The organism is Streptomyces sp. NBC_00028, assembly GCF_045041065.1.
GTDB lineage: Bacteria > Actinomycetota > Actinomycetes > Streptomycetales > Streptomycetaceae > Streptomyces.
On sequence record NZ_CP108293.1, the window covers coordinates 7651742 to 7672379 of the forward strand.

Genomic DNA, 20638 nt, shown 5'->3' on the forward strand with positions numbered 1-20638 from the left:
GCGAGGTCACAGCTTGCCGCCCCGCCCGCCGTCACGCCGGGCGGGCGCGATGAGCGTGGAGAGATAGGGAAGCGGGGCGCCGTCCAGGTCGGCGGCGGGCCGCACGGACTCCTCCGGCAGCCCGAGCGCCGACCCCCATACGGCGTCGTCGATCCGCCCGGTCTCCCGCAGCGCCTCGGCGACCTCCTCGGCCTGCCGCCCGAACTTGTACGCCACGACCGTCCCCGGCCCGGCCAGGGCGTCCTTGAGCGCCTGGGCACCGGCGGTGACGGGCACGAGCGTGAGCGGCTCGGTGCCCTCGGTCAGGACCGCCCCGGAACGGGCGGCGAGATCCTGCATGGCGGTGATACCGGGCACGGTCTCCACGACGGTCCCCGGCACGGTCTCGGCGATGGTCTGCGCGAGATAGGTGAAGGTGGAGTAGACGTTCGGATCACCGATGGTGGCGAAGGCGACGGTGCCGTGCTCACCGAGCAACCGGGCAACCCGCTCCCCGGCGGCGTCCCACGCGGCCTCCCGCCGCCCCCGGTCGGTCCGCTCGTTCAGCGCGAACACCACCCGGACGACCTTCTCCTCGGGCACGTAGTGCAGCACGGTGGCCTCGGCCCGCCCGCGCTCACCCGTGTCCATGACGGGCACCACGACCACGTCGGCGGCACGCAACGCGTTGACGCCCTTGACGGTCACCAGCTCCGGATCACCGGGACCGACCCCGACTCCGATCAACCTGTTGCTGCTCATGACGTCCGGCACCTCTCCACGAACCGACGGGCCACACCGGGCTCGGACGCCCAGTGCGTGTGCAGATAACTCGCGTGCACACCTTGTTGTACGAAACCTTCGAGGCGCCGCGCAGGGGCGCGCACCCCCCACGCGGGAGCCGTCCCCGCGCCGGGCTCCACGACGGTCCGATGAAACTCGTGCCCCCGCATCCGCGTCCCGGCGACGGCCAGCGAACTGTCCTCGACGGCCACCGCGTCCCGATACCCGAGCGTGAGGCGCTCGCTCATCCGCGCGGAGGCGTCGAGCACCCCGCACATGGGAAGCCCGTCGAGCTCACGACAGAGGTAGAGCAGCCCGGCACACTCGGCGGCGACGGGAGCGCCGCCGAGGGCGAGCTCGCTGACGGCCTTGCGCAGCGGCTCGTTGGCGGACAGCTCACTGGCATACACCTCGGGGAACCCACCCCCGATGACCAACCCGCGGGTGCCGGGGGGCAGTTCCTCGTCGCGCAGGGGATCGAAGGTGACGACGTCGGCTCCGGCGGCGGCCAGCAACTCCGCATGCTCGGCATAGGAGAAGGTGAACGCGGGCCCACCGGCAACGGCGACGACGGCCGTGCCTCGCTTCTCAGCCGACCGAGTCGGGTGGTGGGTGGGCGAGGCGGGGGTCCAGGGGGCGGAGCCCCCTGGTACGGCACCAGCAGCGCGCGCAAGCGCCTCCAACGCGGCCAGATCGCACCCGTCAGCAACCTGCGCCCCCATAGCCGCCACAGCCTCAAGCGCCGCCCCCCGCCGCTCGGCGACCGGCACCAACCCCAGATGCCGAGAAGGTGTATCCACCTGCGCCACCCGCCGCAGCACCCCGAGCACCGGCACCCCGGCCGAGTCCAACGCCTCCCGCAGCAGCTCCTCATGCCGGTCGGACGCGACCTTGTTGAGGATCACGCCCCCGACCCGCACCTCCGGATCCCACGAGGCGAACCCGTGCACCAGCGCCGCCACCGACCGCGACTGCGACGACGCGTCGACAACAAGGACCACCGGCGCCCGCAACAGCTTCGCGACATGCGCGGTGGACGCCAGTTCACCTTCCCCCGCGGCCCCGTCGTACATCCCCATCACACCCTCGACGACGGCGATGTCACATCCCCGTGCCCCGTGCGCGAACAACGGCCCGATCAACTCCGGCCCGCACAGGTACGCGTCGAGGTTCCGCCCCACCCGCCCGGTGGCGAGCGAGTGATACCCGGGGTCGATGTAGTCCGGCCCGACCTTGTGCGGAGACACGGCGAGCCCCCGCGCGGCGAACGCGGCCATCAACCCCGTGGCGACGGTGGTCTTCCCGCTGCCCGACGAGGGCGCGGCGATGACCAGCCGGGGGACGGAGACGGAGGAGGACATCACCACTCGATACCCCGCTGCCCCTTCTGCCCGGCGTCCATCGGATGCTTGACCTTGGACATGTCGGTCACGAGATCGGCGAAGTCGACCAGCTTCTCGGGGGCGTTGCGCCCGGTGATGACGACGTGCTGGGTCCCCGGCCGGTCCCGCAGCACGGCGATGACCTCATCGGTGTCGATCCACCCCCAGTGCAGGGGATAGGCGAACTCGTCGAGCACGTACAGCTGGTACGTCTCGGCGGCGAGGTCCCGCTTGACCTGCTCCCAGCCCTCGCGGGCCTTCTCCTCGTTGTCCATCTGGGCGTCCCGCTGCACCCAGGACCAGCCCTCGCCCATCTTGTGCCAGTCGACGGACCCGCCCTCGCCGGACGCCCCGAGCACCCGCAGCGCGTTCTCCTCGCCGACCTTCCACTTCGCCGACTTGACGAACTGGAACACCCCGATGGGCCACCCCTGGTTCCAGGCCCGCAGGGCAAGCCCGAAGGCAGCGGTCGACTTGCCCTTACCCACCCCCGTATGCACGACCACCAAAGGCCGATTACGACGCTGACGAGTGGTCAGCCCGTCGTCCGGCACCACACTCGGCTGTCCCTGAGGCATTAAGCGGCCCTCCTCTGTACGTCCTTGACCAGCCCGGCGATGGAGTCCGCCCGCAACTCGTCGAGCGTCACCGCCGTACCCCCCAACTCACCGGCGAGCTGCCCGGCGAGCCCCAGCCGCACCGGCCCGGACTCGCAGTCGACGACGACGGAGGCGACCCCGTCGGCGGCGAACAGCCGGGCCGCCCGCTGAGACAGCGCGACCGGCTCGGGCCCACCCGTGGCCCGCCCGTCCGTCACCACGACGACCAGCGCCCGACGCGCGGGATCCCGCAACCGCTCGACCCGCAGCACCTCGTGCGCCTTCAGCAGCCCGGCGGCGAGCGGCGTACGGCCACCCGTGGGCAGCGACTCCAGCCGAGCGGCCGCGGCATCGACGGACGACGTGGGCGGCAACGCCACCTCACCCGCCGTCCCCCGGAACGTCACCAGGCCCACCTTGTCCCGCCGCTGATACGCGTCGAGCAGCAGCGACAGCACGGCACCCTTCACGGCACCCATCCGCTGCCGAGCGGCCATGGACCCGGAGGCGTCCACCACGAAAAGCACCAGGTTGCCCTCGCGCCCCTCCCGCGTCGCCTGCCGCAGATCGTCCCGGCGCAGCACAAGCCCGGGACCGGACCGCCCCCGCGCCCGCTGATGCGGGGCGGCGGCCTGCACGGTCGCGGCGAGATGCAGCTTGGTCAGCGCACCCCGAGGGCGGCGCGCCCCCGTGGTCCGCCCGTGCTCGGTCCGCGCCCGCGAACGCCGCCCGGCGGCACCGTCCCCGAGCCCCGGCACGCTGAGCACCTTGGTACGGAACGGCTCGGAGGCCCGTACGGGGGACTGCTCGCCGCCACCGGCACCGCCGGCCTGCGGCTCCCCGTCCTCCCCGGCCTCGGGCCGCGCCCCGTCCCCGGAGCCACCCTGGGACCCGTCGTCCGGCGTCGGCTGCCCGCCGCCCCCGCCGGGCCCGTCCGGATCGGGATCCTCGTCACCGTCTCCGCTGAACTCCTCCAGCGTCTGGTCGAGCTTGTCCTCGTCAAGTCCCGGCGCGTCAAAGGGATTACGCCGACGCCGGTGCGGCAGCGCGAGCAGCGCGGCCTGCCGTACGTCCTCCGCGAGCACCTCGGTCCGCCCGGCCCACGCGGCCAGCGCGGTGGCCGTCCGCGCCATGACGATGTCGGCTCGCATGCCGTCCACCTCGAAGGCGGCACAGGTCGCCGCGATCTGCCGCAGCGCCCCGTCCCCGAGCCGCACCGACGGCAGCAACTCCCGTGCCGCCACGACACGTTGCCGCACGGCGGCCTCCTCGTCGGCCCACCGGGCCGCGAAACCCGCCGGATCGTCGTCGTACGCCAGCCGCCGCCGGACCACCTCCACCCGCTGGTCGGGCTCGCGCGAGGCGGCCACCTCGACGGTCAGCCCGAACCGGTCGAGCAACTGCGGCCGCAGCTCACCCTCTTCGGGGTTCATGGTCCCGACGAGCAGGAACTTCGAGGCGTGCCGCACGGACACGCCCTCGCGTTCCACGTACGAGGCGCCCATGGCGGCCGCGTCGAGGAGCAGGTCGACCAAGTGGTCGTGCAGCAGGTTCACTTCGTCGACGTAGAGGATCCCGCGATGCGCGTCGGCGAGCAGCCCCGGCTCGAAGGCCTTCACGCCCTCCGCGAGCGCCCGCTCGATGTCGAGCGCACCGACCAGCCGGTCCTCGGAGGCGCCGACGGGGAGCTCGACCATGCGGGAGGGGCGCGAGATGCCCGGTCCTGGCTCGTGCGGGCCGTCCGGGCAGGCCGGACCGGGCTGCGCGGGGTCGCAGGAGAAACGGCAGCCGGATACGACCGGCACCGCCGGCAGCAGCGCCGAAAGGGCCCGCACCGCCGTGGACTTGGCCGTGCCCTTCTCACCGCGCACCAGCACACCGCCGACCGCCGGTGACACGGCGTTCAGCAGCAGCGCGAGCCGCAGATCGTCCTGGCCGACGACGGCCGTGAAGGGGAAGGGGGTGGTCACTGGTCGTCGCCCTCCAGGTCGCCTTCGAGCTCAAGGTAGGTGGCGCGCAGCCGCTCCAGCGTCTCCGCGTCCGGCTCCGCCCAGAGGCCGCGGTCCGCCGCCTCCAGAAGCCGTTCGGTGATGCCGCGCAGCGCCCACGGGTTGGACTGCTTCATGAAGTCCCGGTTCTCCGGGTCGAAGACGTACTCCGCGCTGAGCTTCTCGTACATCCAGTCGTCGACCACGCCCGCCGTGGCGTCGTAGCCGAAGAGGTAGTCGACGGTCGCCGCCATCTCGAAGGCACCCTTGTAGCCGTGCCGGCGCATGGCCGCCATCCAGCGGGGGTTGACGACACGCGCCCGGAACACGCGGTGCGTCTCCTCGCCCAGCGTGCGGGTCCTCACCTGGTCGGGGGTCGCCGAATCGCCTACGTACGCCTCGGGGTTGGCGCCCGTCAGATGGCGGACCATGGCGACCATGCCACCGTGGTACTGGAAGTAGTCGTCCGCGTCCACGAGGTCGTGCTCACGGGTGTCGACGTTCTTCGCGGCCACGTTGATGCGCCGGAACGCCATCTCCATGTCCCCGCGCGCCGCCCGCCCGTCCAGCCCGCGCCCGTAGGCGTAGCCGCCCCACACCGCGTACACCTCGGCGAGGTCGGCGTCGGAGCGCCAGTTGCGGGCGTCGATCAGCGGCAGCAGACCGGCGCCGTACGCGCCCGGCTTGGAGCCGAAGATACGGGCCGTCGCGCGCCGCCGGTCCCCGTGCTCGGCGGTGTCCTCGTCGGCGTGGGCCTTCACGAAGTTGCGCTCGGCGGGCTCGTCCAGCTCGGCCACCTTGCGCACCGCGTCGTCGATCAGACCGACGACGTGCGGGAACGCGTCCCGGAAGAACCCGGAGATGCGGACGGTGACGTCGATGCGCGGACGGCCCAGCTCCGCCAGGCCGATGATGTCGAAACCGGTGACCCGGCGCGAGGCCTCGTCCCACACCGGGCGGCAGCCCAGCAGCGCCAGGATCTCGGCGATGTCGTCGCCCTGGGTGCGCATCGCGGACGTACCCCACACCGTCAGGCCGACGGACTTCGGGTACTCGCCGGTGTCGGCCAGGTACCGCTGGACCAGCGAGTCGGCGAGCGACTGCCCGACCTCCCAACTCAGCCTGGACGGAATGGCCTTGGGGTCGACCGAGTAGAAGTTCCGGCCGGTCGGCAGGACGTTGACCAGCCCGCGCGTCGGCGAACCGGACGGGCCGGCCGGGACGTAACCACCGTCGAGCGCCTTGAGGATGTGGTCGATCTCGTCGGTGGTGCGGGCGAGCCGCGGCACCACCTCGGTGCAGGCGAACTCCAACACGGCGACGCCGTCCGGGAGTTCGACCCCCAGCACACCCCGCAGCACGGCCGGGACCACCGCCACGTCCCAGTCGCGCGCCTCCATGCCCTCCGCGACCCGCCGGCACAGCTGCTCCAGCAGGTCGATCGCGTCGGCGGCGCTGCGGGCCGGGCCCTCGACCAGTTCCGTCAGCTCGACCGGCACCTTCACCGGGGCGCCGGGCTCGGCGAGCAATTCCTTCTCCACCAGCCCGAAATGGGCCGCGAAGCAGGCCCTGAGGCCCGGCAACGCGTTGGCCTGGCCGCCCCACACCTGTGAGGCGCGCAGCACGGCGAGCACGAGGTTGACCCGCGCTTCGTCGACCGGCCCGCCACCGAGGATGTGCAGCCCGTCGCGGATCTGCACGTCCTTGATCTCGCACAGATAGCCGTCGATGTGCATGACGAACTCGTCGAAGTCGTCGTCGTCCGGCTGGTCCTCGACATGCAGGTCGTGGTGGAGCTCGGCCGCCTTGACCAGCGTCCAGATCTGCGCCCGCACGGCCGGCGCCTTCGTCGGGTCCAGGTCGGAGACGAGCGCGTACTCGTCGAGGAGCTGCTCCAGCTTGGCGAGGTCGCCGTAGGTGTCGGCCCGCGCCATCGGCGGTACGAGGTGGTCGACGACGGTGGCGTGTCCGCGCCGCTTGGCCTGGGTGCCCTCGCCGGGGTCGTTGACGATGAAGGGGTAGATCAGCGGGAGTTCACCGAGCACGGCGTCCGGCGCGCACCCGCCGCTGAGCCCGAGTCCCTTGCCGGGCAGCCACTCCATCGTGCCGTGCTTGCCCATGTGGACGATCGCGTCGGCGCCGAAGCTGTTCTCCAGCCAGCGGTACGCGGCCATGTAGTGGTGCGACGGCGGCATGTCGGGGTCGTGGTAGATCGCGATCGGGTTCTCCCCGAAGCCGCGCGGCGGCTGGATCATCACGACGACGTTCCCGAACTGGAGGGAGGCGAGCACGATGTCGTCCCCGTCGACGTAGAGGCTGCCCGGCGGCTCGCCCCACGCCTCCAGCATGCCGTCCCGCAACTCCGGGTCCAGCTTGTCGAACCAGGCCCGGTAATCGGCCAGCGGCACCCGCGCGGGCGCGGCGGCCAGCTGCTCCTCGGTGAGCCACTCGACGTCGTGGCCACCGGCGTTGATCAGCCGGTGGATCAACTCGTCGCCGCCGGACGGGTATTCGGTGAGCGAGTACCCGGCCGCCTTGAGCGCGTCCAGCACCCGCACCGCCGAGGCGGGCGTGTCGAGACCGACCGCGTTGCCGACCCGCGAGTGCTTGGTCGGGTACGCGGTGAAGACGAGCGCGAGCTTCTTCTCCGCGTTCGGCTTGTACCCCAACCGGGCGTGCCGTACGGCGATCCCGGCGACGCGCGCGGCCCGCTCGGGGTCGGCGACATAGACGGGGACGTCGTCCGGGCCCTGCTCCTTGAAGGAGAACGGGACGGTGACGAGCCGCCCGTCGAACTCGGGGATCGCGACCTGCATCGCCGCGTCCATGGGGGAGAGCGCGGCGTCGGACGCCTCCCACGCCGCCCTGGACGACGTGAGGCAAAGTCCTTGCAGCACCGGCACATCGAGGTCGGCCAGCGCCCCGATGTCCCAGGCCTCCTCGTCGCCGCCCGCCGACGCCTGCGAGGCGTGCGCGCCACCGGCGGCGAGGACGGTGGCGACGAGCGCGTCCGTCCTGCCGAGGATCTCGTACAGCCCGGCGTCGGCACCGCGCAGCGAACCGCAGTACACGGGAAGGGCGTTGGCGCCGCGCGCCTCGACGGCATCGCACAGGGTGTCGACGAAGCCGGTGTTGCCGCTGAGCTCATGGGCCCGGTAGAAGAGCACACCGACGGTCGGCCGGCCCTCGATGAAGGCACGGTCGCCATGGACGCCGTACTCCGGCATCTTCTGCGGTTCCAGGAACCCCTCACCGGTCAGCAGCACGGTGTCGGACAGGAACCGGGCCAGCTCGGTGAGGTTGGCGGGGCCACCCTCGACGAGGTACTTCAGCGCCTCCGCGACCACACCGGCCGGCACGGACGACTCGGCCATCAACTCGGCGTCGGGCACGGCCTCACCGCCAAGGAGCACGGTCGGCACACCGGACGCCCTAAGCGCGGCCAGCCCGTCCTCCCAGGCACGCTTGCCACCGAGCAGCCGTACGACGGCGACGTCGGAGCCCTGGATCAGCCCCGGCAGCTCCGCGGCCACGTCCACGCGGGTCGGGTTGCCTATCCGGTAGTCGGCACCGGAGGCGGCCCGGGCCGCCAACAGGTCCGTGTCGGCGGTCGACAACAACAACACAGTGCTCATGCGGGCGCTCCCGGTGGAATGAAAGGCAGTCCTTGCGGCGCGCCCGACTCGATGAGCCGCCAGAGCGCGTCCGTGTCCGCGTGCTGTTCGATCAGGTCGCCGAGCCGGTCGAGCTGCTCCTCGCGCAGCGCGGCGAACGAGGTGTCGGGCGCCGGCACGAACCGGCGGCCCGCGGCGGCCGCCACCTCGCGCAGGAACGCCCGCCGGAAGCCGTCCGACTCCAGCGAGCCGTGCCAGTGGGTGCCCCAGGTCTGACCGACCCGGCAGCCGTCCAGGAAGGGTTCTCCCGAGGTCACGGAGGCGACCCCGTGATGGATCTCGTATCCCGTGACCCGTTCCCCGAGTGCCTCCCCCTCCGGCCGGGTAAGGATCTTCTCGTGGGCGAACCGAACCCTTAGGGGCAGCACCCCGAGCCCTTCGACCTGCCCCTGCCGGCTCTCGACCTCGTCCTCGATGTGCTCGCCGAGAACCTGGAAGCCGCCGCAGATCCCGAGGATCGGACGCCCTTCCGCGGCCCGTGCGACGAGGGCGCCGGCCAGCCCGCGCTCATGCAGCCACTCCAGTGCCCGCACCGTCCCGCGCGTCCCCGGGACGATGACGAGATCGGCGTCGGCGAGCTCCTCCGGCCGGTCCACGAACCGCACGACGACACCCGGTTCGGCGGCGAGCGCGTCCACGTCCGTGAAGTTGGACATCAGGGGGACCGCGCAGACGGCGACCCGCAGCACGTCCTCCCCGACGGGCGGGGCGGTGTTCGACTCCCGGACGGTCCCTCTGAGGGAAACCCGCAGACCGTCTTCCTCATCGATACCGAGGCCGTGCCGGAAGGGCAGGACGCCGTACGTATGCCGCCCGGTGAGCCCGTGGAGCATGTCGAGCCCCGGCTCGAGAAGCGACACATCCCCCCGGAACTTGTTGACGAGGAACCCGGCGACGAGCGCCTGATCCTCGGGGGACAGCAGGGCGACGGTCCCGAAGAAGGAGGCGAACACGCCCCCGCGGTCGATGTCCCCGACCACCAGCACCGGAAGACCGGCATTGCGGGCGATCCCCATGTTGACGATGTCGGTCCGCCGCAGATTGATCTCCGCCGGACTGCCGGCCCCCTCACAGATCACCGCGTCATACGTGCCCCGCAGTTCGGCGAGACAGTCGAGCACGGTCCCGAGCAGCTTCTGCTGCCGCCCCCCGTGATAGCCGCGCGCGCTCATCTCGCCGACGGGCTTCCCCATCAGCACGACCTGGCTACTCTGCTCGCCACCGGGCTTGAGCAGCACGGGATTCATCAGCGCGGTCGGCTCGACCCGACAGGCCTGGGCCTGCATGGCCTGAGCCCGCCCGATCTCCGCACCCTCCCGCGTCACGAACGAATTGAGGGACATGTTCTGCGCCTTGAAGGGCGCGACCTTGACCCCCTGCCGCACCAGCCACCGGCAGATCCCGGCGGTGACGACACTCTTGCCGGCGTCGGAGGTGGTCCCGGCGACGAGCAGCCCCCCGCTCATGACGTACGTCCCTTCTTCGTGGCCAGGGCCCGCGCGGCGACACCGACGCCGAGCGCGAGCACCCCGACCCGCCGCGAAAGCCGTACGGCGCGCTCGATGTCCCGCGTGGCGACGGCCCGCCCGGACTGATTGAGGACGGGCCGGTGCTCGATCCGCCCCGCGTACGACAAGGTCCCCCCGAGCCGCACCCCGAGGGCTCCCGCGAACGAGGCCTCGACGGGCCCGGCGTTGGGGCTCGGATGCTTGGCGGCGTCGGCACGCCACACTCGTACGGCCCCCCGGGGATCACTTCCGGCGACGGCGGCGAGTACAGCGGTGAGGCGCGCCCCCGGCCATCCGGCGAGGTCGTCGAGCCTGGCGGATGCCCATCCGTAGCGCCGGTACCGCTCGGACTTGTGCCCGACCATGGCGTCGAGGGTGTTGACGGCCCGGAACCCGAGCAGACCGGGCACTCCGCCGAACGCCCCCCAGACCAGGGCGCCGACCACGGCGTCGGAGGTGTTCTCGGCGACGGACTCGACGACGGCCCGGGCGATCCCGTCGGCGTCGAGGGCCTGCGGATCCCGCCCGCACAGGTGCGGCAGCCGGGCGCGAGCCCCCTCGACGTCCCCCGCCTCCAGAGCCCGCCCGATGACCCGGGCCTCGCGTGCGAGCGACGTTCCGCCCACCACGGCCCAGGTGGCGGCTCCGGTCAGCGCGACGGACGCGCTGCGGGAGGGACGTACGACTCTCCGGGCGAGGGCGCCCAGTCCCACGGCGCCCCCGACGCACACGGCGGTGTGCAGCGCGCCCCACCCACGATGGTCCCGCCACAGAGCCTTCTCCACGGCACCGGCGGCCCGCCCGAACACGGCGACCGGATGCCCCCGGTGTGGATCACCGAGCAGCAGATCTGCGACGAGTCCGGCGGCGGCGCCGTACGCGAAGACGCGATCGGCACGCATGCGCTCAGCCGGCCGTGGGGTCGGGCAGCGACCTGGTGGCGTACCTCAAACGGCAGGCGAGCATGGCGATATGTCCTCACTCAGGGTGTCCACGCCCTGGTTCGACGAGACCGACGGTGGGAGTTCCTGGCTCCCGGGGCTACCTACCCCGGTGACAGTGGCGGGACCGCGCCGGATTCACACCGGTCTTCCTCCCTGGCCGCCGTACTTGGCTCCGGCAGTCCACCACGGGCCCGGAAGGGCCGTCAACTCGCTGTTGACCTGCGGGAGCGGAGTGTGCAGAACCCCACATCGGCGGGCCCGCGGACGGGGTTCGCGAGGCCCGGAACGCGAGAGCGCCCTGTCCGGAATCCCCCCTTCAGGGGCCCGGAACAGGGCGCGGAATCGTCGTGGTGAGGCTCAGGCGACGATCAGATAGATGCCGTAGCCCACCGCCGCCGCACAGGCGGCGAAGCAGGCGTACGCGCCGGTCACGGCGAGGGACGCCGAGCCGCCCGCGGCCGAGGCCCGCTCCTGGCGGGAGAGACCCATGATGCCGAGGGTGAAGAGGGCCACGAGGGCCACGGTGACGACGAGGCTGACGCCGAAGACGGAGCCCAGTGCTTGCCAGTCGATCTTCATGTTGCTTGGTTTCCTTCGTCGCTCAGACCGCGGCGGCCGGCGGGGCCGCCGGTTCCGTGGAGGCCGTGGCCGCTGCCGGTGCGGGGATCGTGGCGGTCAGGACGTCCGCGACGGTGCCCGCCGGAGGCGGGGTGACCGCGGCGATCGCCGTCGTGACCACGCCGGCCGGCTCGTCGGCGGTGTCGTTGACGTTCGACGCGTCCACGACCTCGCGGCGCGAGATCTTCCAGATGGCCGCGCTGGAGGCGATCAGGAAGACCAGGACGACGCCCGTGCCCCAGTCGCCGAGGTCGGTCACCGACTCCGCCAGCGCGCCCACCAGGGCGGCCGCCGGGAGCGTGAGGCCCCAGGCCACGAACATCCGCGTCGCCGTCGACCAGCGGACGACGCCGCCCTTGCGGCCGATGCCCGCGCCCATCACCGAACCGGAGACGGAGTGCGTGGTGGAGAGGGAGAAACCGAGGTGCGAGGAGGCCAGGATGACCGTCGCCGCGCTGGTCTGGGCGGCGAAGCCCTGCTGCGGCTGGAGGTCGGTCAGACCCTTGCCCATCGTGCGGATGATGCGCCAGCCGCCGAGGTAGGTACCGAGCGCGATGGCCAGGCCCGCGGAGAGGATGACCCAGGTGGGCGGGTCGGAGTCGGGCGCGACGGCGCCGCCGGCGACGAGGGCGAGGGTGATGATGCCCATCGTCTTCTGCGCGTCGTTCGTGCCGTGGGCGAGGGAGACCAGGCCGGCCGAGGCGATCTGGCCGGTGCGGAAGCCCTTGGCGGCGGCCTTGCCGTCCGCCTTCTTGCCGAGGGAGTAGGAGAGGCGGGTGGCCAGCATGGCGGCGAGGCCCGCGACGATGGGCGCCGCGATCGCCGGGATCAGGACCTTGGTGACCAGGACGTCACCGTGGACCGCGCCCATGCCCGCCGAAGCGATGGTGGCGCCGATCAGACCGCCCATGAGGGCGTGCGAGGAGCTGGAGGGGAGTCCGACCAGCCAGGTCAGCAGGTTCCAGAGGATCGCGCCGACCAGTGCGGCGAAGATGACCTCGGGACGGATGCCGCTCTCGTCGACGAGACCCTTGGAGATCGTGTTGGCGACCTCCACGGAGAGAAAGGCGCCCACAAGGTTGAGCACGGCGGACATGGCCACCGCGACCTTGGGCTTGAGCGCACCGGTCGAGATGGTCGTGGCCATCGCGTTGGCGGTGTCGTGAAAACCGTTCGTGAAATCGAACGCAAGTGCGGTTACCACCACAATCGCGAGGATCAGCGAGAAGTTTTCCATTTACCCAGGCAATCGTTCGAGCGTCATTGGCACGTTGAACGTAGGTAACCAGGGTGAACGGAAGATGAACTGAGGCGGGCCACACGGTGTCTGGAACCGAGGGTTTTCCCTCCGATGCCGACGGGACCCCCGTGCGGCCCGTGCGCCGCACGGTCACGAGCCCCGGGCGAACTTCCTCAGCTGGGCCGCCGAGCCGTTGAAGAGATTCTGATCACCCGGCAGAGCGCCGCTGTTGTCGTACTGCCAGATCGTCCAGTAGGACCATCCGTTGGGCAGCGAACCGGCGTCCGCCGCGTCGTAGCGGGCCACCCACAGCGCGTGGTTCCGGGCGAAGGCGCCGCTGCCCCCGGTGCACACGTTCCACCAGTGGGCGGTCGTGTAGATCACCGGACGCCGCCCGGTGAGCCGCTTGACCTCGTTGCTGAAGGACTTGATCCAGCTGACCATCGCGGCCTTCTTCAGGCCGTAGCACCGGTGCTTGCCGTCGTACGGGTTGTATTCGATGTCGAGCGCCGGCGGCAGCGTCCAGCCGTCCGCGCTCCAGCCTCCGCCGTTGTTCACGAAGTACCGCGCCTGCGCCTTGCCCGACGACTGGTCCGGCAGCGCGAAATGGTAGGCCCCGCGGATCAGGCCCGCCTCGCGCGAGCCGGTGTACTGCTGGCCGAAGTACGGGTTGCGGTACGTCCCGCCCTCGGTCGCCTTGACGTAGACGAACCGGGCGCCGTCGTTCTTCGCGCCCGGCCAGTCGACGTTCTTCTGATGGGACGAGACGTCGTGCCCCTTGGGCTTGCCCGCCGCCGCAGCCGGGAACTCGGCCAGCGCGGTCCCCGACAGGGCGAGCGCGGCCACGGAGGCCGCCAGCAGGCGGGCGCGGTGACGGGACGGTTTGCGATCACGAGCCATATTTCCCCCCGGAATGGCGACGTGCACGACAAATCAGGCAGTGAGGCTACTGGAAGATCCCGCAACGTTCGGTGATGTCTGGCCAAGCTGGGCAAGAGGGTGATGTATCCGTATATGCGCACTTCCGGACGCCGTGCCTCCGCCCTTAAAGTGCCCCGGCCAGGCGGTGCGCCGAAGCCACGACTGGCAGGATCGCGGCATGGCTGAGCAGCGGCAGGAGCAGCGGGACGGGCGGGACGTCCGGGAGGACGCGCGGACGGCGGGCACACCGCGGGGGCGTGATGTGCGCGAGGAGGAGGTCCTCGCCTGGGAGCGTCTCGTCGACGCCGCCCGTCGCACCGTCGCCGACGGGCTCGTCGTCGGCACCTCGGGCAACGTCTCCGTCCGCGTCGGCGACACGGTGCTGGTCACGCCGTCGGGAGTGCCGTACGACCGGCTGACCCCGGACGACATCACCGGCGTCGACCTCGACGGCCGGCAGGTCCTCGGCAGCCTGGTCCCGACCAGCGAACTGCCCATGCATCTCGCCGTCTACCGCTCGACCGACGCCCGCGCCGTCGTCCACACCCACGCCGTCCACGCGACAGCCGTCTCGATGCTCGTACCGGAGCTTCCCGCGGTCCACTACATGTCCGGCGCCCTCGGCGGCGCCGTCCGGGTTGCCCCGTATGCGACCTACGGCACCGAGGAGTTGGCCGAGAACATGCTCCGCGCCCTCGCCGACCGCACCGCCTGCCTCCTCCGCAACCACGGCACGATCACCTACGGCGACACCCTCGACCAGGCCTACGACCGGACCGCCCAACTGGAGTGGATGTGCCGCCTGTGGCTGACGGCATCCTCGGTCCCGGGCCTCACCCCGGCCCTCCTGTCGAAGGAACAGGTGGCCGAGGCGGGGGAGAAGCTGCGGGGGTACGGGCAGCGGGGGTGACATTGGTGCCGCCCTCCTCCTCTCCGGACGCCCCGCGTCACCCTCATTCGCCCTTCCACTGGCCTCCACCCCTGTCCACCCGGACACTGGACGGGTGCGTACTGTCAAAGCGACGGCCGCCGCCGTCACCGTGGCCCTGGCCGCCGGAGCCGCGAGCGTCGCCGCCGGGCGGCTCGCCAGCGACGCCGCTCTGAAGGCACCCCCGGGCCGGCCGCTGGCCGGCGAACCCCGGCTCACCGTGCATGCCACGGCGGCCGGACAGATCGCCCTGACCCGGGACCTGGCCGCCCTGCGGCCCGGCACCTACGGCCTCGCCGGCGACGGCAGCCACGCGGTCGTCGGCCCCGTCCTCGGCACCGCGTCCCACTCCGCCGACACCGTCGTACGCCGCCTCGAACGCGTCACACACGGCACCCTGGAACCCGGCGACAAGGTCTGGCTCACCCCCAACCTCCACGTCGGCGACCCCCGCTCCGCCCTCGGCCTCGACCACACCGACGTCCAGATCCCCGGCGAACTCGGCACCCTGCCCGCGTGGTTCGTGCCCGGCGTCCGGGACACCTGGGTCATCACCGTCCACGGTCTCGGCGCCACCCGCGAACTCTCCATGAACGTCATGGAGTTCCTCGCCGGCCGGCGCTTCCCCGTGCTCGCCCTCGGCTACCGCGGCGACCTCGGCGCGCCCCGGCAGCCCGACGGCCTCAACCACCTCGGCGAGACCGAGTGGCGCGACCTGGACGCCGCGATCCGCCACGCCGTACGCCACGGCGCCCGCAACGTCGTCCTGCACGGCTGGTCCACCGGCGCCACCATGGCCCTGCGCGCCGCCGCCCACTCCGGGGTCCGCGAGCGGATCAAGGGTCTGATCCTGGACTCCCCGGTGCTCAGCTGGGAGACCACCCTGCGCGCCCTCGCCTCGGCCCGCCGCACCCCCGGCGCCCTGCTGCCCCTCGCCGTCCGCGCCGCACAGGGCCGCACCGGTCTGCACGGCGACAACCTCGCCGAAGCCGTCGACCCCGAGCTGCTCAAGGTGCCCACCCTGATCCTGCACGGCCCCGACGACACCGTCGCGCCCTGGACCCTCTCCCGCCGCCTCGCCGCCGCCCGCCCCCACCTCGTCGCCCTCCACACCGTCCCGCACGCTCCCCACGGAGCCATGTGGAACGCCGACCCCGAGGGCTACGAAGAGGCGCTCCGCCGCTTTCTGACCCCCCTGATGTAACGGCGCCGGCCGACGGCGGCGAGGGTTCCGTTTAAGGCCGTACCACTGGCCTGATCCAGGCGCCCGACCCCCTGCCGCGACCCGTGCGTTGGCCATCCCCGTAGCCCGCCGTTACATTCCGTTTGGGTTTTCGGACCGTCAACCGGAAGACTGCACCCGTGACGTCCCGTATCCCGCGCGACTCCAGGCTTCGACTCGTCCGCACGCGACCCCTGGCCGCCGCCCCCCGAGCGATGAACCAGCGGCGCTCGCGCCGCCCCGCACCCCGCCCCCCGGAGGGCACCCCGGCACAGGCCGAGTTGGCCAGAATGGCTCGCTCCGGCCTCGCCGGCGCGGCCCGCGTCGCCCACTGGGCCGACGCCGCCCTCGGCCCCGGCAGTGACGGCGGGCAGCACGACGGCAAGGCCACCCTCTCCGACGCCAGCGCCGAACGGGCCGCCGCCCACCTCGGCCTGACCGCCGCTCAGGTCCGCGCCGACTGGGACACCGCCCGCCTCGCCGGCCTCGTCGAGGTGCACGGCGACAGCGCCCGCCCCGGCTGGCGGCTGCGCGCCTGGGACCGCGACGACAGCGCCGTGCTCCGCGGCTGGGTCGCCCTCTTCGACGCCTGGTCGCTGGCCCACCCCGAACCGGCGGACCACGAACCCGCCGCCGTCGCCGAGGTCGTCTCGGCCATGCCCCAGGTGCTCTCCTTCCTCCAGCTCTCCGCCGGCCCCGTGCCCGTGGAACAGCTCCTGGACCTCCTGGAGCAGCGCGTCACCGAACTGCGCACCGAACGCTGCGAGATCCCCTACGGTCCCCAGCCCGACCCGGCCGGCCAGGCCCAGGCACAGGCGCGGACCGAGGACGCCCCCCTCGAACCCCTCCTCGACTGGGCCCTGTACGCGCTCGCCTCCGTCGGCGCCCTCACCTACGGCGACGGCCAGGCCACGCTGACCCCGCTCGGCAGCTGGGCGGTGTGGGTCAAGCTGGAGCAGATCTGCGTCGCCGCGCAGAGCCCCGCCGGCAACATCGAGGTCGTCGCCGAGGAGATGCTCCGCGGCTGCTCCCAGCTGCGCCCCAACGCCGCCCGCGCCGAGTACCGGGCCTGGCTCGCCGCCCGCCCCGTCGGCAGCGCCGTCACCGAACTCATCGACGCCGCCCGCGGCGAGGACGCCCTGCTGCGCGGCCTCGCCTTCGAGGCGCTCCGGGTCGTCGGCGCCCCTGCCGAGCCCGACGTCCGCGCCGTCGCCGACGAGCCGACGCTGCGGCCGTACGCACTGCTCTGGCTCGCCGAGCACGACGGCCACGACCCGGAGGACGCCCACGAGGTCCTCACCCGGGAGGAGGCCACCTGGCTGTGGGTCGACACCGCGGCCGCCGTCGCCGACCACGGCGAGGCCCCGCTGCTGGTGCGGCACCTGGAGTCCGCGGTGCAGCCGACGGTCCCCATGCTCCTCGACGAGGTGCGTGCCGTCGGCCACCCCCGCACCGTGCAGGTCCTGGTCGCCCTCGCCGCCGCGCATCCCGACCCCGCCCTGGCCAAGGCGGTCCGCAGGGCGGCCTTCCAGGTGCACACGGGCCGCAGCTAGGAGGGGAGGGCGGCTAGCCGCCCATCTCCGGCGTGTACGTCCCGAAGCTCCAGACGTTGCCCTCGACGTCCCGGGCCATGTAGTCCCGCGCTCCGTAGTCCTGGTCCGTCGGGGGCATCAGGATCTCCGCGCCCTGCTCCACGGCGTGCCGGTGGTGTGCGTCCACGTCGTCCACGGCGACGTACACCCCGGTGGTGCCCGCGTCCTTCATCGCCGCGTCGAAGACGCCGCCGCGGCCCTTGGAGCCGACCATCACCGCGCCGTTGCCCTGCACCAGCTCGGCATGCAGCACCGAGCCGTCCTCACCCTCGTACACCGACAGCTCGCTGAAACCGAACGCCTCCGTCAGCTGCCGGATCGCCGCCTTGGCGTCCGTGTACAGCAGCGTCGGGTAGATGCTGGGCCGCCCACCGCTCGTGCCTGCCATGCCGATCACTCCCTCGTGATCCGGAACCACCCGGAAATCGATGATCTCGACGTGCGGCCCAGTCTTCCAGCGACCACTGACAATCACCCCTGACCAGCGAAAACCCCGGCACACCGGTCAGCTGAAGGTGTTGCACCTCGCCATGTCGCCGCTCTCGTACCCCGTCCGGAACCACTGCTGGCGCTGCTGCGCCGACCCGTGCGTCCACGACTCGGGCGTCACCCGTCCCTGGAACCGCTCCTGGATCCGGTCGTCGCCGACGGCCGCCGCCGCGTCCAGACCGTCGGTGATGTCGGCCGTGGTGAGGCTCGTGATGAGGGGGCGCCCGGTCGACTCGTCGTTCGTCGTGGTCGCGTGGTGCGCCCACACCCCGGCGTAGCAGTCCGCCTGGAGCTCGACCCTGACCGCGTTGCTGTCGGCGCCCGTGCGTCCGTCCTGGGACCGGCTCAGCGTGCCCATCAGGTCCTGCACATGGTGCCCGTACTCGTGCGCGACGACGTAGGCCTGCGCGAAGGCGCCGCCGCTCGCGCCGAACTTCGACCGCAGCTCGTCGAAGAAGCCGAGGTCCAGATAGACCTTGCGGTCGCCGGGGCAGTAGAACGGCCCGACCGCGGAGGTCGCCGACCCGCACGCGGTGCCGACCCGCTGACTGAAGAAGACGGTGGGGGAGCGGGTGTAGGAGCCGCTGCGCCGCGCGAACTCCTGGTCCCAGTAGTCCTGCACGCTGTTGACCACCGCCACCATGCGGCAGTCGTCCCGGGTGTTGGCGTCCTGCCCGGTACGGCAGCTCTGCTGCACCTGCGCGAGGCCGGACGCCGTCGCCGCGGGCTGGTCGGCGCCGCTGTCGGAGAGGCCCAGATGGTCGGGGCCGACGCCGAAAAAGAGCCCCAGCAACAGGGCGATCAGTCCGGCGATGCCGCCGCCGACGGTCGCCCTGCCCCCGGGGACGCGGCTGCCGCGCACGTCCTGGACCTCGGAGGTGTCCAACTTGGCGTCGTCGTCGAACTGCATGCCGTCATCGTGATCCACGGTTCCGGCACCCGCACCCGGAGCAGGCCTCGGCTCTCGAACACCCGCACCCAGAAAAAGTGCTTGCACGCCCCCGTTAGACTTGGCCCATGGCCATTCTCCTCGCGCATTAGACGGCGGGAACGTCCTCAGCCGCCCACAACCGTCAAACACACGCCCTGGAGTCTGTCCGTGATCTCCGCCACCGGTATCGAGCTGCGCGCCGGCGCCCGAGTCCTCATCGAGTCCGCCACCTTCCGTGTCGCCAAGGGCGACCGCATCGGCCTGGTCGGCCGCAACGGCGCCGGGAAGACCACCCTCACCAAGTGCCTGGCCGGTGAGGGCACCCCCGCCGGCGGCCAGATCACCCGCTCCGGTGAGGTCGGCTATCTCCCGCAGGACCCCCGCACCGGCGACCTCGACGTGCTCGCCCGCGACCGGATCCTCTCCGCGCGCGGCCTCGACGTACTGATCCGCAAGATGCGCGAGAACGAACAGCGGATCGCCAACGGCAGCGGCGCCACCCGCGAGAAGGCCCTCAGGCAGTACGAGCGCCAGGAGACCGAGTTCCTCACCAAGGGCGGGTACGCGGCCGAGGCCGAGGCCGCCACCATCGCCGCCGCGCTGAACCTGCCCGACCGGGTGCTCGGCCAGCCGCTGCACACCCTCTCCGGTGGTCAGCGCCGCCGTATCGAGCTGGCCCGGATCCTGTTCTCGGACGCGGACACCCTGCTCCTCGACGAGCCCACGAACCACCTCGACGCCGACTCGATCGTCTGGCTGCGCGACTACCTCAAGACCTACCGCGGCGGCTTCATCGTGATCTCCCACGACGTCGACCTGGTCGAGACGGTCGTGAACAAGGTCTTCTACCTGGACGCCAACCGCGCCCAGATCGACGTCTACAACATGGGCTGGAAGCTCTACCAGCAGCAGCGCGAGGCGGACGAGAAGCGCCGCAAGCGCGAGCGGCAGAACGCCGAGAAGAAGGCCGCGGCCCTGCACTCGCAGGCCGACAAGATGCGCGCCAAGGCCACCAAGACGGTCGCCGCGCAGAACATGGCCAAGCGCGCCGACCGGCTGCTCGCCGGGCTGGACGCGGTGCGGGTCTCCGACAAGGTCGCCAAGCTCCGCTTCCCGGAGCCCGCGCCCTGCGGCAAGACCCCGTTGACGGCCGAGGGGCTGTCGAAGTCGTACGGCTCGCTGGAGATCTTCACCGACGTCGACCTGGCCATCGACAAGGGGTCGAGGGTCGTCATCCTCGGTCTCAACGGCGCCGGCAAGACGACCCTGCTGCGGCTCCTCGCCGGTGCCGAGCAGCCGGACACCGGAGCCGTCGTGCCCGGCCACGGCCTCAAGATCGGCTACTACGCCCAGGAGCACGAGACGCTCGACCCCGAGCGCTCGGTCCTGGAGAACATGCGCTCCTCCGCCCCCGACCTGGACCTGGTCGAGGTCCGCAAGGTGCTGGGCTCCTTCCTGTTCTCCGGCGACGACGTCGACAAGCCCGCCGGTGTCCTCTCCGGCGGCGAGAAGACCCGTCTGGCCCTCGCCACCCTCGTCGTCTCCTCCGCCAACGTCCTGCTGCTCGACGAGCCCACCAACAACCTCGACCCGGCCAGCCGCGAGGAGATCCTCGGCGCGCTGCGCACCTACAAGGGCGCCGTCGTCCTGGTCACCCACGACGAGGGCGCGGTCGAGGCGCTCCAGCCGGAGCGGATCATTCTGCTGCCGGACGGAGTCGAGGACCTGTGGGGCGCCGACTACGCCGATCTGGTCGCCCTCGCTTGATCGAATGCTTGATCCACGGCGTATGGATCATTCGGCTTACCGGTGATCCATCATCTGTGTGAGATCTCCTCGT

The 20638-nt window shown here is 71.9% G+C and carries 16 protein-coding genes and 1 riboswitch; of the genes, 4 read left to right on the plus strand and 12 right to left on the minus strand.

Annotated features, from left to right (window positions below; genetic code table 11):
• Positions 1-6: 6 nt before the first annotated feature.
• From cobI to OG885_RS34530, 10 genes are all read right to left on the minus strand, one after another.
• On the minus strand, positions 7-753 hold the full coding sequence (cobI, locus tag OG885_RS34485; protein WP_405738174.1) for a precorrin-2 C(20)-methyltransferase: 747 nt from the start codon (positions 751-753) through the stop codon (positions 7-9).
• On the minus strand, positions 738-2123 hold the full coding sequence (locus OG885_RS34490; RefSeq protein WP_405738177.1) for a cobyrinate a,c-diamide synthase: 1386 nt from the start codon (positions 2121-2123) through the stop codon (positions 738-740). Before OG885_RS34490 ends, cobI begins: the two co-directional genes overlap by 16 nt.
• Positions 2123-2722, minus strand: coding sequence for a cob(I)yrinic acid a,c-diamide adenosyltransferase (cobO, locus tag OG885_RS34495; protein ID WP_399958754.1), 600 nt, complete (start codon positions 2720-2722; stop codon positions 2123-2125). Before cobO ends, OG885_RS34490 begins: the two co-directional genes overlap by 1 nt.
• On the minus strand, positions 2722-4713 hold the full coding sequence (locus OG885_RS34500; protein WP_405738182.1) for a putative cobaltochelatase: 1992 nt from the start codon (positions 4711-4713) through the stop codon (positions 2722-2724). Before OG885_RS34500 ends, cobO begins: the two co-directional genes overlap by 1 nt.
• A complete protein-coding gene (gene cobN / locus OG885_RS34505; protein WP_405738185.1) occupies positions 4710-8366 on the minus strand; it encodes a cobaltochelatase subunit CobN in 3657 nt (1218 codons plus the stop codon). Before cobN ends, OG885_RS34500 begins: the two co-directional genes overlap by 4 nt.
• A complete protein-coding gene (locus OG885_RS34510) occupies positions 8363-9871 on the minus strand; it encodes a cobyric acid synthase (RefSeq protein WP_405738188.1) in 1509 nt (502 codons plus the stop codon). The genes cobN and OG885_RS34510 overlap by 4 nt, the downstream gene beginning before the upstream one ends.
• On the minus strand, positions 9868-10815 hold the full coding sequence (locus tag OG885_RS34515) for a cobalamin biosynthesis protein (protein ID WP_405738191.1): 948 nt from the start codon (positions 10813-10815) through the stop codon (positions 9868-9870). Before OG885_RS34515 ends, OG885_RS34510 begins: the two co-directional genes overlap by 4 nt.
• A gap of 100 nt (positions 10816-10915) precedes the next feature.
• Positions 10916-11057: riboswitch (cobalamin riboswitch) on the minus strand.
• A 157-nt stretch (positions 11058-11214) separates the two neighbouring features.
• Entirely contained in the window at positions 11215-11436 is a 222-nt protein-coding gene (locus OG885_RS34520) for a hypothetical protein (RefSeq protein WP_405738194.1), read from the minus strand.
• A 22-nt stretch (positions 11437-11458) separates the two neighbouring features.
• The gene (locus OG885_RS34525) at positions 11459-12712 is read right to left on the minus strand and encodes an anion permease (protein ID WP_405738197.1); all 1254 of its coding nucleotides are present in this window, start codon (positions 12710-12712) and stop codon (positions 11459-11461) included.
• A gap of 153 nt (positions 12713-12865) precedes the next feature.
• On the minus strand, positions 12866-13615 hold the full coding sequence (locus OG885_RS34530; protein ID WP_405738200.1) for a lysozyme: 750 nt from the start codon (positions 13613-13615) through the stop codon (positions 12866-12868).
• 199 nt (positions 13616-13814) lie between these two features.
• Between OG885_RS34530 and OG885_RS34535 the strand changes: the two genes are divergently transcribed.
• The 3 genes from OG885_RS34535 to OG885_RS34545 all read left to right on the plus strand — a co-directional run bounded on the left by OG885_RS34535 (position 13815) and on the right by OG885_RS34545 (position 17339).
• A complete protein-coding gene (locus OG885_RS34535; RefSeq protein ID WP_405738203.1) occupies positions 13815-14546 on the plus strand; it encodes a class II aldolase/adducin family protein in 732 nt (243 codons plus the stop codon).
• A gap of 94 nt (positions 14547-14640) precedes the next feature.
• Positions 14641-15768, plus strand: coding sequence for an alpha/beta hydrolase (locus OG885_RS34540; RefSeq protein ID WP_405738206.1), 1128 nt, complete (start codon positions 14641-14643; stop codon positions 15766-15768).
• A 158-nt stretch (positions 15769-15926) separates the two neighbouring features.
• Positions 15927-17339, plus strand: coding sequence for a hypothetical protein (locus OG885_RS34545; RefSeq protein ID WP_405738209.1), 1413 nt, complete (start codon positions 15927-15929; stop codon positions 17337-17339).
• Positions 17340-17352: 13 nt separating this feature from the next.
• On the opposite strand, the gene OG885_RS34550 is transcribed toward OG885_RS34545, so the two are convergent.
• Both OG885_RS34550 and OG885_RS34555 read right to left on the minus strand, forming a co-directional pair.
• Positions 17353-17766: a VOC family protein gene (locus OG885_RS34550; protein ID WP_405738212.1), complete on the minus strand. Its 414-nt coding sequence runs from the start codon at positions 17764-17766 to the stop codon at positions 17353-17355.
• A 117-nt stretch (positions 17767-17883) separates the two neighbouring features.
• Positions 17884-18777, minus strand: coding sequence for a neutral zinc metallopeptidase (locus OG885_RS34555; protein WP_405738215.1), 894 nt, complete (start codon positions 18775-18777; stop codon positions 17884-17886).
• A 189-nt stretch (positions 18778-18966) separates the two neighbouring features.
• Here OG885_RS34555 and OG885_RS34560 point away from each other — a divergent pair, with 189 nt between their 5' ends.
• Positions 18967-20565: an ABC-F family ATP-binding cassette domain-containing protein gene (locus tag OG885_RS34560; RefSeq protein WP_405738218.1), complete on the plus strand. Its 1599-nt coding sequence runs from the start codon at positions 18967-18969 to the stop codon at positions 20563-20565.
• The last annotated feature ends 73 nt before the right edge of the window (positions 20566-20638 follow it).